At 32.9% G+C, this 16,826-nt stretch carries 13 protein-coding genes; 2 read left to right on the forward strand and 11 right to left on the reverse strand.

All coding sequences use genetic code 11. The features are described from left to right. Positions 1–86 precede the first annotated feature (86 nt). The 3 genes from E0H99_RS10395 to E0H99_RS10405 all read right to left on the reverse strand — a co-directional run bounded on the left by E0H99_RS10395 (position 87) and on the right by E0H99_RS10405 (position 4,152). The gene (locus E0H99_RS10395; protein WP_131994892.1) at positions 87–2,381 is read right to left on the reverse strand and encodes a GH92 family glycosyl hydrolase; all 2,295 of its coding nucleotides are present in this window, start codon (positions 2,379–2,381) and stop codon (positions 87–89) included. Between the two features lie 220 nt (positions 2,382–2,601). Continuing rightward, positions 2,602–3,186, reverse strand: coding sequence for an HD domain-containing protein (locus E0H99_RS10400; protein WP_131994895.1), 585 nt, complete (start codon positions 3,184–3,186; stop codon positions 2,602–2,604). A gap of 78 nt (positions 3,187–3,264) precedes the next feature. Further along, positions 3,265–4,152 (reverse strand): YitT family protein, encoded by an 888-nt coding sequence (locus E0H99_RS10405; RefSeq protein ID WP_131994898.1) that lies wholly within the window; start codon positions 4,150–4,152, stop codon positions 3,265–3,267. A 175-nt stretch (positions 4,153–4,327) separates the two neighbouring features. Here E0H99_RS10405 and E0H99_RS10410 point away from each other — a divergent pair, with 175 nt between their 5' ends. Beyond that, positions 4,328–4,771, forward strand: a complete 444-nt coding sequence (locus tag E0H99_RS10410) for a hypothetical protein (RefSeq protein ID WP_131994901.1) — start codon at positions 4,328–4,330, stop codon at positions 4,769–4,771. 101 nt (positions 4,772–4,872) lie between these two features. Beyond that, positions 4,873–6,591, forward strand: coding sequence for an adenylate/guanylate cyclase domain-containing protein (locus E0H99_RS10415; protein WP_240723475.1), 1,719 nt, complete (start codon positions 4,873–4,875; stop codon positions 6,589–6,591). A 446-nt stretch (positions 6,592–7,037) separates the two neighbouring features. On the opposite strand, the gene E0H99_RS10420 is transcribed toward E0H99_RS10415, so the two are convergent. From E0H99_RS10420 to E0H99_RS10465, 8 genes are all read right to left on the reverse strand, one after another. After that, positions 7,038–7,565: a DinB family protein gene (locus E0H99_RS10420; RefSeq protein WP_131994907.1), complete on the reverse strand. Its 528-nt coding sequence runs from the start codon at positions 7,563–7,565 to the stop codon at positions 7,038–7,040. A gap of 110 nt (positions 7,566–7,675) precedes the next feature. Next, positions 7,676–8,254: a hypothetical protein gene (locus E0H99_RS10425; RefSeq protein WP_205728686.1), complete on the reverse strand. Its 579-nt coding sequence runs from the start codon at positions 8,252–8,254 to the stop codon at positions 7,676–7,678. 116 nt (positions 8,255–8,370) lie between these two features. Continuing rightward, positions 8,371–9,462 carry a two-component regulator propeller domain-containing protein gene (locus E0H99_RS10435; protein WP_131994916.1) on the reverse strand — a complete coding sequence of 364 codons (1,092 nt, stop codon included), beginning with the start codon at positions 9,460–9,462 and terminating at the stop codon, positions 8,371–8,373. Between the two features lie 227 nt (positions 9,463–9,689). Further along, positions 9,690–10,805 (reverse strand): alpha/beta hydrolase family protein, encoded by a 1,116-nt coding sequence (locus E0H99_RS10440; protein ID WP_131994919.1) that lies wholly within the window; start codon positions 10,803–10,805, stop codon positions 9,690–9,692. Positions 10,806–10,961: 156 nt separating this feature from the next. Then, entirely contained in the window at positions 10,962–11,969 is a 1,008-nt protein-coding gene (locus tag E0H99_RS10445) for a helix-turn-helix domain-containing protein (RefSeq protein WP_240723476.1), read from the reverse strand. A gap of 515 nt (positions 11,970–12,484) precedes the next feature. Further along, on the reverse strand, positions 12,485–13,051 hold the full coding sequence (locus E0H99_RS10450) for a hypothetical protein (RefSeq protein WP_131994925.1): 567 nt from the start codon (positions 13,049–13,051) through the stop codon (positions 12,485–12,487). A gap of 815 nt (positions 13,052–13,866) precedes the next feature. Further along, positions 13,867–15,333: a serine hydrolase domain-containing protein gene (locus tag E0H99_RS10460; protein ID WP_131994928.1), complete on the reverse strand. Its 1,467-nt coding sequence runs from the start codon at positions 15,331–15,333 to the stop codon at positions 13,867–13,869. A 151-nt stretch (positions 15,334–15,484) separates the two neighbouring features. Then, entirely contained in the window at positions 15,485–16,624 is a 1,140-nt protein-coding gene (locus E0H99_RS10465) for a helix-turn-helix domain-containing protein (RefSeq protein ID WP_131994931.1), read from the reverse strand. Positions 16,625–16,826 lie beyond the last annotated feature (202 nt).

A 16,826-nucleotide genomic window follows, 5' to 3' on the forward strand; every position in this document is an offset into this window, starting at 1 on the left:
AATGTGCTCGGTTCCATTGGAAGGTGGAATGCTCCATATGGGACAACATCACTAAATGTATTTCAATGGGATTAAGTAAGGTGGTTCTATTTAATCAAATATTTTTTGGGTTTTGAACCCATATAAAAAGTCAATTTCGAACCATTAGTGATAGCACTATGTTTTATAAATAAACTGTTTAAGGGCTTTCCATTAAGAAGCACTTTTTGTACATAAACATTTTTATCACTTTGGTTAATTGCTTCTATGGTAAAGTTTTTTCCGTTTTCTAAAGTTAGAGTTGCATTATTTACGAGTGGTGATCCTAAACTATATTCATCAGAACCAGGCGCTACAGGATAGAAACCTAAAGAGGAAAAAAGATACCAAGCACTCATTTGTCCGCAATCATCGTTTCCACCTAAACCATCGGGAGTTGGTTTGTATTGCATTTTCAGAATTTTACGTACTTGGGATTGGGTTTTCCAAGGCTCGTCAGTCCAATTGTAAAAATAAGCCACATGATGCGCCGGCTCATTGCCATGTACGTAGCCACCAATAATTCCTTCTCGGGTGATATCTTCTGTTTCTGCAAAAAAGGAATCTGGCAAATACATTGAAAACAGCGTGTCTAAGCGCGATGCAAAAGATTTTTTGCCTCCCATTTGAGTCACTAATTGAGTTGGGTCTTGCGGTACAAAAAAGCTGTAGTTCCAGCTATTACCTTCTATGAAACCTTGTCCGTGGGTGCTTAAAGCGTCAAATTCTTTTTTGAACGTTCCGTCGGCCAATTTTGGACGCATAAAACCAGTTGTTTTATCAAAATTGTTTTTCCAATTTTCGGAGCGTTTTATAAATTCATTGTATACATCAGTTCGGTTTAATTTTTTGGCTATTTGTGCAATACACCAATCGTCGTAAGCATATTCTAATGTGTTTGAAACAGAAATACCACTTTTTTCGGCAGGAATGTAACCTAAATCAATATAACTGCCAATACCTTCATAATTGCGGTGGTTTGCTGTTGTGATACAGGCTTCTAAAGCTTGGTTTTCATCTCCATTGTAAATTCCTTTTATAATCGCATCCGAAATCACGGAAACACTATGATAGCCACTCATGCACCAGTTATCATTGGAATAATGAGACCAAATGGGTAACATGTGCAAGGCACTTTGATTGTAATGTGCCAGCATGGACTTTACCATATCATTATTACGTGAGGGTTGGATTATATTGAAAAATGGATGCAATGCCCGATAGGTATCCCAAAGTGAAAAAGTGCTGTAATTGGTAAAGCCGTCAGCTTGATGTATTCCTTGATCCAGCCCTTTATATTGCCCGTTTACATCCGTGTAAGTCGTTGGATTTATGAAAGTATGATACATGGCGGTGTAAAAATTCACTTTAGTATCTTCTGATGCAGTGATATTAATTTCATTCAATTCTTTGTTCCAAATTGCCTGTGCTTGGTTTTTTACTTTTTCGAAATCCCAATCCTTAATTTCCGCCTGCATATTTTGTAATGCATTTTCTTGGCTAACCGAGGATAAAGAGAATTTTATTTTTATTTTTTCAGCTTCTTCTGTTTTGAAATCAAAATACATCCGTATTTTTTTTCCGGCTATTTCAGGAAAATTTTTGTTTTGGTCGAACTTGCCCCAAAATCCTCTATAAGGCTGTTTAGTATCATAATTCTTTTGACCATATTCTTTGAAAGGTTTCGAAAATGACATGGCAAAATAAACCGTTCGGGTTCTTGCCCAGCCATTCGTTTGTCGATAACCAGTAATCAAAGTGTCATTAATCACTCTTACATAGGTCCAAACGTCTTTTTGATCGTAATTATAAATTCCGGCCATTAAATCTAAAATAATGTGACTTTCATCCGATTTTGGAAAAGTATATTGATGCATACCAACCCGTGTTGTAGCAGTCATTTCGGCTAAAATACCATCATCATCCAGCTTGACTTTATAATAACCGGCTTCGGCTTTTTCGTTAGCATGAGAAAACGCTGAACGATACCCACTTTTTGGATTTGCAGCGGTTCCGGGATTCAATTGTAATTTCCCTTGTGTTGGCATAATTAGAAAATCCCCAAGATCAGAATGCCCTGTTCCGCTTAAATGGGTATGGCTAAAACCTACAATAGTCTTGTCTTCATATTTATAGCCGGCGCAATACTTATACACTTCTCCATTGTATTTTCCATTAAGTTCGTATGAAATAGTATCTGTTTCCGGGCTTAGTTGTACTGCTCCAAAAGGAACTGTAGCTCCTGGATAAGTATGTCCCATTTTTTCGGTACCAATGATTGGCTTAACATATTTCACTAAATTTTGCTGTGCATGGGTAAAATAAAAACTGTAGAGTAGGGCAAAAAGGAATATTTTTTTCATGGAATAACTGCTAAATTAGTTTTGGAAGTTTCTGCGAATTTAGTATTGCATTCAAATCTAACTAATCGTAAGTTTTTAAGCAAATATTAGCACAGTTTTGACAACAAAAAATTCGTCAGCCAGTGATAAGATTCTTTCAGAATTGTTTTTAAACATGCATTTAAAATAAAATTACAGCCATTCATTTAGGAACTCCAACAGAGTCAATTTTTGCCCTTTTCTAATTTTTTCGTTTAATAAGTAGCTTAAGATTTTTTTCTTTTACTGCAGTTCTATTTTGAATGCAATAGTCGGTATGATAAAAGTGCGATTGAAGAAAATTAATTTGCATGTCGTTCCAATCCTCCAAGCTGAGATTTGGATTATAATGTTTTAATTCCAGATAGAGTTTATTTCCTATGCGTTCAAAATTGTCAGTACCCAAATATTCGACATCGGCATCAGCAAGGATACATTCTAGTTTGGTTTTTGGTTGTTGCGGTATTATAGTGGCTCTGATCATGCCGGCAATGACTTCAATTTCTTTTTTGGTGTATCCAAATTCCGGTAACTTTTTTTCAGCAAACCGAATGCTTTCTTCTTCATGTCCCTCATTGGTACCATTGATAAATCCGGCATCATGAAACAATGCTGCGGTTTTAATGAGCAGAATATCTTTCTTAGTTATATTTTCTTGCAGCGCAATATATTCTGCTGCTTCCAATACATGTTGCGTGTGTTTCCAATGGTGATAAATGAGAAAAGGAGACAATTGTGTTTTTAAACAATCCATGACATTGGTATACAAAAGATTCCAGTTTTTCATATCTACAACTACAATTAAATTAAAAATAGGGCATACATCATGAAGTTATCTTTTATGAGATTCTCATTTCATGGATTTCTAATGTTTTTGTTTGTTTCTTAAAATTCCGCCGCTGGCTTCTTTGATGTATTGGATATACATAAAAGCATTAGGGTCTAATTTTCTTATCTCATCTTTGATTCTAAGCAATTCAAGTCGCGTTACTACAGTGACGATAATGTCACAGTCTGTTTTTAAATCGAAAGTATCAGGTAAATAACCCCGTTCCCCTTTAATTATTGTGATTCCTTTTCCGAATTTTTTCACAATTAAAGATTTAATAATTTCGCTTTTGGATGAAATGATATGTAAGGAAGTATATTGTTCTAAGCCGTGCGCTATATAATCGAGTGATTTTATGGCTGAAAAATAAGTGACTATAGAATACAATGCTGTGCCAATACCAAAAGACCATGCAGCTGCCAAAAACAATAGGGTATTCATGCCAAAGATAACTTCGGATACATTGAGCCCGATTTTTCGGGTAGTTAATAAAGCCAAAATTTCTACACCGTCAGCTGTTGATCCGCTTCGAATGCACAAACCCATCCCGATACCAATAAGGCAACCGCCAAATAAGGCAATTAAAAGTCGGTCTGTGGTAACAGCATCAATATGAATAAAAGTCATACTGGCGGCTAGTAATAAAAAAGTCATCAAACTTTGTATTGCAAATGTTTTTCCCAGCAACCTTTTCCCTAAAAGCAAGAACGGTATGTTTAAGCCCAAGACAAGAATTCCAAATGGCAGATGAGTGATTTCATGGATAAGTATCGAAATGCCGATAATACCGCCATCCAAAAATTTATTGGGTATCATGAATCCCTTTAATGCCAATGTAATGAATACTACGCCCACTAAATTTAAAATAATATTTTTTGGATGAAATATTTCTTTCCAGTCAATCGGTAGATGATCAATATTCATAGGAATGAATTTGGATTAAAATCCATTAAATATACTACTTTATTTTAAAAAATAAATATTATATTTACCTAATAATTAGGTTGTTACCTCAAATATCGATTCTTTGGTTTCCCCAGCCATTTTTAAATTAATAGTTTTCTGAATCAGAATTTATTAACCTTTAAATATAGTAATCATGGCAAAGCCTGTAGTAATCACATTGACTGTTCAAACCGCTAACCTTTATGGAATGAATATTCCATCACAAACTCAAGTTGATGGTTGTTGCGCATTATCGGATGATAATTCCGGAAGTTCTCCAAATGGAACTTTAGAGGATTTTCAATCAAATGTATTTATTAATAATAATGTAAGGTGGGTTGGTGTTTCAAATGACTCAGGATATTCAGTGGCAATCGACAGTATTGTTTACGAACCCGAATCCAATGATGTGAATTTTTTTGACAATGCGACCATTAATGGAACTGGTGGAAGATCTGGAAACGCATCAGCAAATGTCAAAAATGATCCTAATTTGGTCAACCAGTCCGATATTTACACAATCAATTTTAGTGTTTATAACTCTGGTAATTCGTATAAAGCGTTTAGTATTGATCCAAAATTAGCCATAAATCCATAATGGAATTAAGTTGTTTTAAATATTCTTTTAAAGTCTCTCTTTTTGTTTTTTTTGTGCACTTAAGTATTTTAGCCCAGGAGCAAAAAGTCGCGGATAGCCTTGTGAAAATTTATCAGAAAGGGAATATTGAAAATTTTGAAAAATTAGAATTACTTAGGAATTTATCTTTTAATGAAGTGAATAATCTCCGATTATCGCTAAGATATGCTGAGGAACTTATTGTGCTGTCAAAGTTAGAAAACAACAATTTATACCTGCACAGAGGGTATTTTCAAAAAGGAAATAAACTCAGACTTATAGGAGATTTGAATAAATCCTTAGATGCTTTTTTTAAAAGTGCAGCGGCAGCAAGCAAAGCAAAATATAATGTTGGTCAGGGAACCACATATTCCTCTATTGCCGATGTATATTCGGTTATGGGGAATTCTAAAAATGCCTATATATACTACAATAAAGCCATCAAATTATTAAGAAAAACGGATAATTCCATAGGGTTAGCGTCAGCTTTATTAAATGCTGGAGATGAATATTTTAAAAACAAGAAATATGATTTAGCATTAAGGAATTTTAAAGAGTCCGGTGAAATTTTCAAGAAAGCGGATTACTTAATTGGCACTGCCTATAACTTAGGAAACATTGGAATGGTATATGCTGAGCAGGGAAAGGATGTCTTAGCAATGAAATATATAAGTAAAGCCATAAAAATTCTGGAAGAACTAAAGGATTATTATGCGATTTCAGATTACCTGACCTACATGTCAGCTATTTATTTGAAGCAAAATAATCAGACTACTGCGCTCAATTATGCGCTGCGAAGTCTTGAGTTAGCTCAAAAATATGGATTGAAAGACCAAATCAGTAACTCAAATCTGAAACTTTCAGAACTGCATCAAAAAATAGGGAATACTGCTGAATCCTTTAAATATTATAAGAACCATATAGCGTATAGGGATAGCGTTACCAATCTTAAATCGGTCCAGCAGATGGCAGATTTGCGAACTGATTATGAAGTTTCGCAGAAACAGACCGAAGTCGATTTACTCAACCAAGGAAAAAAAAATCAACAGATTATTGCCATTTCATCCGCTATTTCATCGGGACTTGTTTTTTTACTCGCTTTTGGAATGTTTAGGCGCTATAAATTTATAAAGAAAACCAATGTCATTATTGAAGAAGAAAAGAATCGGTCAAACAGCTTGTTGCTTAATATTCTTCCTGAGGAAACGGCTCTTGAGTTAAAACAAAATGGTAAAGTAGTCGCCAAAAAATTCGAATCGGTCACTGTTTTATTTGCTGATTTTGAAGGATTTACCCAATATGCAGAAATACTATCACCAGAAAAATTGGTAGAAAGTGTGGATTACTATTTCTCTAAATTTGATGAAATTATGGAAAAGTATAACTTAGAAAAAATCAAAACAGTAGGTGATTGTTATATGTGCGCGGGAGGTTTGCCTTTTTCAACAGAAGACCATGCTTTTAAAATGGTACAAGCCGCTTTTGAAATTGCCACATTTGTTAGAGACTCAAAAAATAACAATCCTCTAAATGATACCCGTTTTGAAATTCGCATCGGAATTAATTCCGGTCCGGTGGTGGCTGGAGTAGTTGGGACCAAGAAATTTGCGTATGACATTTGGGGAGATACGGTAAATATTGCTTCCCGCATGGAATCTAATTCAGAGCCCGGGAAAATTAATGTATCCGAAAACACGTATGAATTGATTAAAGACACTTTTGATTGTGATTATAGAGGTGAAATTGAAGTTAAAAACAGAGGGATGATGAAAATGTATTTTGTAAATAATCCTACAGCATAAAGTAAAGGGGATTATTTAAGCGAGAAATCCAGTTGCTGAATATATCGTATTTTTGTAATATATAAATTCTGTTTAGTAGTATTGTTACTAGTTTGATAGGTTGGCGCAATGGCATCAAATACATAGAGGTTTTCCAACCTTCCGTCTATGACCAACGAAATGGTACACGAGTTTGATACCCATTAATTAGTTTATAAAAAGGTATTCCTAAACAGAATTTTGTTGTATTATCAAAATAATGCAAACTTCAATTCGAGCCGCTAACACCTTGCTTCACAATAAATTTTCTTGACTTTATGGGCACGGAATGCAATTCTGCGATGTCTAGTGTTATTCAAAATGGCACACAACAGTATTACGCTTGGTGAGTAATAGTGGAGTATTTTCTAAAGAATCACAGAATTAAGCCATTGATGCAAACCGCTTTTGTGTGTTCGTTTTTTTCTTTATAAATATTTTTCTTTAATAAAGTTTATATGATGAAGTTCATGTCCAGCGATGTGATAAGCCAATGCTCTAACTGTTGCGTCATTTGCTGTTCCTGTTCCGTGCCCCATCCTGTCAAATGATTCTTCAGGAAGACCATTAAAAAGGACGATTGTAGAATTTCTTACCGCCTCATATTCTTCAAAAATAGTGTCCAAATTTCTTTTGTCGGCTTCTGAATAAATGGCATAAGAGTCTTGGTCAAATCCAATTAAATTTAACTTTTCATTTCGTGCAAACCTTAGAGCTCTGTATGCGAAAATACGTTCGTCATCAATTATATGAACTAATATTTCTTTTATACTCCATTTTCCTTTTTCATAACGATAAAATAGTTTTTCTTCTGGTAAAGAATATATTAATTTTTTTACCATTAAAAAGTTGTCCTTAAGATGATTTAAAATCAAACCGTCGTCAGGTAATAATTTCATATACATTTCAGCATATTCAGGGTAGTCATCTTTTTTTGCTTTGGCAATTATTCTCATTTTTTCACATAGAATGTTTAAGTTATTCAAATCTTCGCATTTCTTCAAATGACGCACAACACTGCCTTGCCACAAGAAGTTTGGGACTAAATTATGATTTATTTTTCTGTTTATCCTGCTGACACAATAATTGTCATATAGTAATTTATGCAGTGCAATATTGTAAGTAATAATAATTCCTTTTTATCAAAGTTGTCAAAATTTTTGGTTGTTTCAATATTATAGTCATAGTTAAGTTTATCCCATTTAAAATCAGTTTCAGCGACCAGTAACTCATTTTTTTCTGTGTCAATTAGAACAAACTTACTACTCAAAAGTCCGTTCAGTTTCAGTAAAAAAGTATCTTCTGTGTTGTCGAAAAAGGATTTGATAATTATTCCTTTCCAACCCATTTTAAATTCTAGTAAAGTTTTTGTGTCGTCTTTCAATTCGATTTTAGAGTCCCAAAATCCTTTGGGTTCAAGTTGATATTTTGTACCGTCAGACATTAGAATTTCAGCGTTGAAAGAATACCATTTTTTATAAATTAATTCTCCAATTTTTTGATTATCAAAAGTTAAATTGAAATTTTGAGAATTTGTTGAGTTTGCTTTGTATTGTCCCATTGATGTTACTTGATTAAATTGTTGAGTTCTGTTTACCTGACCACCAACGGTCCGGGGGGGTGCGATGCCGGGGTGTTTTAGCACTAAACTTCATTCGGAGCACTGAACTTCCACCTACTACAAATGTGTCTGCGAAACACGGAACCCCCGCTATCGGAACCTCCTTGTTAGCGGTTGCCATATTTTTAGGTCGTTTTGGTCTATTGCGAGAAAGTAGTAAATATTTTTCCATCATAGCGATATAGTCCACAGTTTCGTGTTCCAATCCAAATGTTACCGTTGCTGTCTGCAAGCATACTACAAACAAAATATTTACTCAAACCGTCATTAGTGTTATAGTTTTTAAATGTCTTTCCATCGTAGCACCAAATTCCTCTTTCACTTTCTACTGTTGAGATTTTTTCTTCTCCAGTAAACCAAATATTGCCTAATTTATCTGCCAAAATAGGATTTCCAATTCCAACCTTTTCTGTGTACTGGGTAAAGTTTTTTCCATCGTAAATAAAATTGCCCCTACCTCTACCACCAAACCATAATTTTTTGTTTTTATCTTCTACAATATATCTAATCCATCCGTCTCCATTTGGTTTAGAACTTGTAATAGATTTTCCATCAAATTGTATAACACCTTCCTCTGTGATAGGCCCTGAACCCATCCAAATTGTTCCATTGCTATCTTCTAAAAAACATTGTATCCAGTTAAGTTTGAGGTTTTGATTATTTGAAATATTTCTCTTGTCTAAAAACCGACTAAATAATTTTCCTTCATAACAATATAAATCCTCTGAAGTACCAAACCAAATTATTCCACTTTTATCTTGAAAAATACTCCACACCATATTTTTAGCAGACTGTGGTATTGACGTTCCGAAACCACTTGAGTTGCTAATAATGAATGGAATTTTTGAAATAGTTTTTCCATCGTACCGACTTACACCACCGTCAGTTCCAAACCAAATATTTCCTAATGTATCTTCCAAAATACACCAAACTTTATTATTACTTAAACCATCTTTTTCTGTAAACTGGGTAAATTCTTTTCCATCAAAGCGATAAACACCTTCGCCTGTTGTGCCAAACCAAAGGTTGCCATTTTTGTCTTGTAGGCTACAATGTACGTTTTGATGTTCTGTTGTGCCTTGCGTTTTTGTCAGCTTTGTATTTTTACTTGTAAATGATTGTTGTTCAACTATGGTTTTATTTGGTTGATTTGTTTTTGTCTGTCCGTTACAAGATGTAAAAATTATAGACGCTAACAGTAAAGAGAAGATTGAATTTTTAAGATTATACATTGTCAAATTATTTCTGTTAGTATTTTTAAGTCGTTTTGAGTTTACACGCTGTCGTCAATGGTTGCAGCTAACGTCTTGATGTTACAAGTGGCTTGGGACTAAATTAGCGTTATTTTTCGGTTCAACCAAATTCTTACAAATACAAACCAATTTCCAAGTTAAGCCTAAAACCCCATTTTCCCCAAACGGCCGTTGTAGTCAGTACTTGATTTTTTTCGGTTTTTAATTTACAAAGTTTTTATGCTCCTAAATATTTTATATTGTGTTTCTACAACAGATTTATTAAAACCATGAGCTGCTTTTGGTAACAAATAATATTCTTTTTTAGGTGCTTTAATTTCATCGAAATATTTTTTTGAATTTTCTTTTGGTGTCAAAATATCTTCATTACCCTGTATTAAATATACAGGAATTTTAAAATCTAAATTATCTCTCATTAAGTTAATGGTTGCAGTCATAGATTGCACTCCCAATTTATCATCTCCAACAAAATTTACAAACGAATAGTCGTCTCCATCTTCTCTGTTTTTATTATCTGTGTTGTTATCGTAAGCAGGAGAAAGTTGAAACCAATTCTCTGGAGCAGGTGTTGAATTTGCTCTTTCATATTTTTTTACAATTCTAAATAACAAGCCTACATTTTTTGCGCTGCTATAAGGAGGTTTACCTATAGAATTTAATATTTCCAGAGCCTCTTTGTCATTTTTGCCCTCGGCCATTTTATAAATTTTAGTGTAAGCTTCTATATCAATAGTAGGATTAACAATTTGAGAATGTCCAACATAAGCATAAAAAAGGTCTGGTCGTTTTGTAGCTATTTTTACTCCAAGTGCTGAACCCCAAGATGTACCAGAAAGTATCATTTTTTGTTTTCCTAAATATTCCAAAAGATATTTTGACACCTCAACTCCGTCGCTAGTCATTTGTTCCAGTGTTAAAGGATTTGCTTTTAAATATTCAGGAGTTAATTCCTCAGGAGGCGTGTTGCGTCCATAAGTTCTTCCAGTTCCTCGTTGATCCCATTGAACTATAATAAAATCCTTTTCTAAATCTTTATATAAAACGTCAATGTAAGGACTTATTGGGCTACCTGGTCCTCCGTGAATAAACAATATAATAGGTTTTGAACTATTTCCTTTTATTGTAACCCATTGTTCAATACCATTTATTACAACGTATTTTTCTTCAAATGTTTGATTTTTTAGATCAGAATCATTTAGGATAATTTTAGTTTGTGCATTTCCAAATGCCAAGTGAGTAGTACTGTCTTTTGCGTTTTCTTTTAATTGTGCCAAACACAAAAAAGGAAGTAAGAATAAAATAAATAAGGATGCAATTTTCATAATTTCAAATTTTTAATTGTTAGTATTAATTTGAAGCAAAATTGCATGATACCTTTAACGTTGGCGACCGAATGAATAAAGTCGAACCAATTTAATTAGTTTAAATTGGTTCGACTTTATTTTAGTAACGTTCGACTTTTTACAAAGCCTTTATAATTAGGAGTTTCTGAATTCTGTAGGTGTTTTATTGGTGTGTTTTTTGAAAGCAGTGTTAAAAGATGATTTCGAATTAAAACCTACTTCATAAAGAATTTCTAAAATAGTAAGCTTACTTTTAGAAGGGTTTTTTAAAATTTGCATTGCTTTTTGTATTCGATATTCATTTATAAAATCAAAAAAATGTTGGTTTATATGATGATTAATCAAAATAGATAAATCACGAATAGGCATATTAACTTGTTTAGATAATTCTTGTATCGTTAATGATGGTTCGAGATAAGGTTCGTTTTCTAAAACATATTTTTCTAAAAGTTCGATTTGCGAAGCGATTTCTGTCGATTTTGGAGCCTGAAATGATTCTTTTTCTGTTGAAACAACTGCTTCATTTACCAATAGCATATTTGAATCAACACCTTTAAAAAGATCAGGATTGTTTAAGGCTTTTAATACAAACCAACAACTTATAATTAGTGCAATCGTTCCAATAATTACATTTGACGCGTTAAGAAAGACATTATAATCAGTATATCTTATCAACGATTTAAAGAAAACAATACTATGAGCAATTAGAAAAAACACAGTCATTTGAAACAACCATTTGTACGATGAGTTATTTGTATTGGTATAATTCTCTAAGTAAATTTCTTTGTATTTTTTTAAAACTTTAAAAACTAAAATAATATATAAAACATATTGAAGTTCTCCTAGAATATAAAAAAAGCGTATTTCTAACATTTGCTTAAAATGCTCATAAATGTAAATACGTTCTATGGAGGTTGCTAAATAAAACCTTGGAATAAATACCAAATTTGTAACTACAAACGGAATTATTAGTGCTAAATGTTTTGGTTTTAATCGAAAATCTGAATGACAAACTGCTTTTACATACAAATAGAATATAGGCATAATTAGCAAACTAATGGTCATTCTAAAAATCTCAAAATTTAAATTGGTCTCAAAATATTTATCGGTAAAAAAACTACTCAAATCGAATGCCGTAATCATAAGAAAACCAGCAAAAAGTCTATTTGAAAGTTTATTTTTTGTATTTACTGTTAACAAAAAAAATGCAAGAAGTAACATTATAAAAATAGTAATTGAACTAATACTATTTAAAAAGATGGGTTTATACATTTAGTTTTTTTTTGCTATCATTACAATCTATAATAAAATTCGAAAATTGTTTAATTTCATCATTATTGAATATCAGTAACTATTATAAATAAGTTTATTGTTTTATTAATCAAAATTAGTTATTCCTCTCATTTCGCACTGCCTACAACGTTCCGCCGCTTCTGGTCAGTTGCGGCTGCGGAACTGCGGACTTTCTACTAAGATAAAAATTAATGCGGAAACTGAACGTGAATTTACCACAAAATTCGCAATTGCGAGAAACGGCTGTTGGCGGTTCGTTGTTTTTTCTCGCTTCTCACGCAGTAGCTAATTATCTCCCTCTTTACTTTTAAAGTCCGTGATGGTCAACAAAGCATATATGTGAATGTATTTCATAATTTATTTACTTAGCAACCGCCTTTGCGAGGTGCACGTTTATAAATTATTTTACTATCTCGTTCTACATAGTCGCCTGCTACTATTGGATATGAATACTTGGGCGCCTGCGATACACTATGGCTTCTTATAATTATTTTGTCGTTAACTTTCAGGCTATGTAATTGCTCAAATTCATTGTTAAAATTCAAAACATTCTTGCCAGACTTTTCTGGTCCAAAAGCAAGAATATAATCGTCACCATTAATCCTTACCATCACTCCGAAACCTAATCTTGAGCCTGGCGGAAGAGAAAGAGAGGTTACAACTCCCTCCATATTGGTATAATCCCTAATGGACTTCCTTATTTTAGCAGTACCGGCATGCACTTTTTTACCTGCAGGAGATGCTTCCCATTTTTTGTACATTATACCATCAGGGGTAGCCTCCCATTTTTTCAATACAGCTTTCCTTTCAGCAGCAGAGAGATGCTTTGGGATTGACTTTTTAGAAGTTTCATTTTTAATTTCATGATTTGCAAATACCAGTCCGATTACCACAACCAGCGGTAAGATCAGCGCATATATGATTTTTTTCATATTTTTTGTATGTTTAGTTAATAATATAGTTTTATCTTCTTTTAAAGTTTATGCAGCAAAATTACTTTAATAGTCTTCATTGCAACCGAAAAGCAGAAGTCCAAATGTTAAAGTCGTCAGTTTAATTTGTTTCATTTCTAATGTATGTTCGATCTCTAAGTAACGTCCTATAATGACCGCTGAGGTTCCGCTGCTTGGCGCAGTAGCGGCTCTGTGGAACGATTATTCTCTTGCTAATATAAGATTTTCCAGCGGAAAATCGGCTTGTGGTTTAAGGCAAAAGTAGCTATTGTGCTAAACTGCTGTTATAGGCAGTTCTATTAATTATTTCGTATAAATGCTAGAATTCAAAACAATTTCGAGTTTACCAATTTTTAACAAGTCTTCAATACATTCTCTAGTCAATTCTTTTACAAATAAGTCTGGAGGAATTTCATACATTCCACTGAGATTTTCTCCATTTTCTTTAGCAAAATTAACTGCAGTTTCTAAAAATTTAAAAGTCCATACATTGATTCCGTATTCTCTTCCGTCATCTAATTTACCCGAATATTGCAGAAATCATTTTCTATATTCGAAGTATTTGGATCAGCATCTTCGAATTCTAACCACAAAGTAAACTTTGGAAGTTCTGGTATATTCTTCATTTATTTTTAACTATTTTTGTGTAGATAATTGGCTAAAACGTCCCTTTTTACAAGAGGTTGGGTACTAAATTAAGATTTACTTTCGGTTTAACACTGATTCTCCAAGTACAAAACCATCTTTAAATTAAGCCTAAACCCGCCATATTGCCAAACGACGGTTGGCAATAGTTATTTTTCTTTATCAATTAGTTGGACTTTAGTATTCAGATTATCTCTTGTTAAGATTACAGAATTTAGTTTTCCATTGCTGAAATGGAATTGTAACAAGTTAGGATAATCTATAATTTTAAATGATCCATTTTTCAGATAGACTAATTCATTATCATTTTTCCCTTTAAAATGTTCCAAAATTGGAGATTCGACATAGAGACGGTTATTCTTTTCTACTATTTTGGTTTGCACTCCTTGCCCATAAAGGAAATCGTCATAAGTTCCAATTAGTTTTTCTTTTAGACTTAAAGGTATTTCTTGAATGTCTTCATTAGGTGTTTTGTTCCAGTTCATCACTGCCAGAATTTTATTTCGAGTATGGTTCATCACAGGAAAACGATTCGGTTTTTCTCCATTGGCAAGATATACTAATCCGTTACCATCTGTCATCGTAGCCAAAATGTTACCACCAACTCCAGTATTGGAACCATTACATGAAAACCAATCATAGCTATTGTAACCAAAAGACTTTTGCCATCCATAACTCCAGCCACCCACAGCATTTTTTAAAGCGGTAACTTCCGTTACTTTTTTTGCAATACTATGAGATATAACTTTGTTGTTTTTATTGCGTAAAGCATTTTGTATCTCAATGGAAATTTTAGCTAAATCACTCGGTGTAGACCATAGTCCAGATGGTCCAACTTGTGGCGTGATTGGCAAACCTGTTTTTATCACTTTTCCATCTTCATCGTGAACCAAAGCAACATTGGTCAGAAATCCATTTTCATTAGGTTGTATCATTGTTGTATTTTTCAAGCCAAGGGGCGAAAAAATATATTCATCTGCAAGTGCTGCAATAGGTTTATTCAAAGTGTCTTCTAATGCCATTTGTATAATTACATAACCACCACCGCTATATTGCCAATTGGTTCCTGGTGTGAACAAAAAATCAATTTCTTTATCGTATCTGGGTATCTGTCCTAAAAGACTTTGTTTTAGTGTTGGAATCGTTTCTCCTTCATAATGATCTGCAAACCCATCTTGAGTTGTGCCGGCGGTATGATTAAGGAATTGTTTCCAAGTTGGACTATTATTTTCAGTAAACTTACTTTTTGGTAAATGCCAGCGTTTTAGATAATTGTCTATTGGCTCGTCTAAATTAATTAATCCTTTCTCTTCAAAGATATGACAAAGAAGTGCCGTTATTGGTTTTGCAATTGATGCTGTAGAAAAAGCAGTGTTTTCATCCATCTTTTCTTTTGAATTTATAGATTTCACACCAAATTGGTTGGAATAGACAATCTCGTAGTTTTCAAAAACAACAAGACTAAATCCTGCAAGTTTGTATTTTTCTAATTGTTGTTCAATGTTTAAACTGTCCGTAAGAAAGCTATAGTCTCTTTTTTTTGACACTATTTTATTGCTTGTTTGACAACTCGAAATTACTCCTATAAGAATTAGTAAATAAATAATGCTTTTCATTGTATCGTTTTTTATATTAAAATTATTTCGATACAAATATGTGGAGGAAATAAAGGCTGTACGACCGAATGCAAGTATTCGAACGCATTTGTTTAGAAAAATAAGTATGAGTAGTTAAAAAAACAAGTACGAGTAATTACAAAATGTTGTTTTACAAAGAATTACGATATGCAGTAGGTGTGTTACCTGTGTGTTTTTTAAAAGCAGTATTAAAAGAAGATTTCGAATTAAAACCTACATCGTATAGAATTTCTAAAATAGTTACCTTACTTTTTGTAGCATCTTTTAAAATATCCATAGCATCCTCTACACGATAGGTATTAACGAAATCGTAAAAATGCTGCTCTAATTTATGATTAATTAAAAGAGATAAGTCTCGAACAGGAATTTCAATAGCATTAGAAATATCTTGAATTGTTACGGAAGGATTAAGAAAGGGCTTTTCTTCAATCATATACTGCTGTAATTTCAATAACTCTTCATTGTACTGTTTTTCATTTACAGCTAATGGCGCATCATTTTTTTCTTCAGAAATAATATCGGAAACCAATTTTAATTTTGAATCGATATTTCTAAACAAACCGGGATTGTTTAATGCTTTAAATAAGTACCAACAAATAATTAGTAGCTGAAACGATAGGAGCCCAATTTTTATCCATTCAGAGATGTATGGATAATCAGAAAATTTAAAAATGTTTTTTACAAGGGCAATCAAATATAAAATAGTCAGTACAACCGTAAACTGAAACAACCAATTATAGGAATTAATACTTGTACCTGCATAATTTTCGAGATATAGTTTTTTTGCTTTTCTTAATACCATAAAAACTGCAATAATATAGATAACTACTTGAATATGTATGAGAATATGATTGAACTGTAGCTCTATCATACTTTGATAATTTTTAATAAAATTAATTTTAGAAGCAACATCTACCGTATAAAAACGGGGTAATAAAATTACATTCGCAATTAAAAATGGAAGCAGATGTAGTATATATTTGGGTTTAAGCTTAAAATCGGAATAACAAACAGATAATATATAGAGATAAAAAACAGGAATTTGTAAGAAAGCAAATATATTTCTTAGCATTCCCAGATTTGAAGGACTATTAACCATTAAGTTAAATAGAGTTTCACTAACATCTATTGCAGTTATTATTAGAAAAACAGCAAAAAGAGAATTACTTATCTTGTGTTTTGTTTTAACTGTCACCAGAAAAAATGCAAGAAAAAATGAAATAAACAAGGAGATTACAGTCACAATAATTAATAAATTAATCTTATCCATTCTTTATCTTCTTTTCGTATTATTGCGGTTCATAATTATTGCCACGTTCTGGTACTCCAGCAGGTTTGAGACTAAATTAAACTCATTCTTCGGATTTGCCACCCGAGCGATAGCGAACAGGCGAAGCAAATCATCCCAAATACAAAACCGTTTCTAAATTATGCCTAAAACCCAAATCTTGCTAAACCGCTGTTGTGCGCTG

The organism is Flavobacterium sp. GT3P67 (assembly GCF_004349155.1).
In the GTDB taxonomy this organism is placed as follows: Bacteria; Bacteroidota; Bacteroidia; order Flavobacteriales; family Flavobacteriaceae; genus Flavobacterium; species Flavobacterium ranwuense.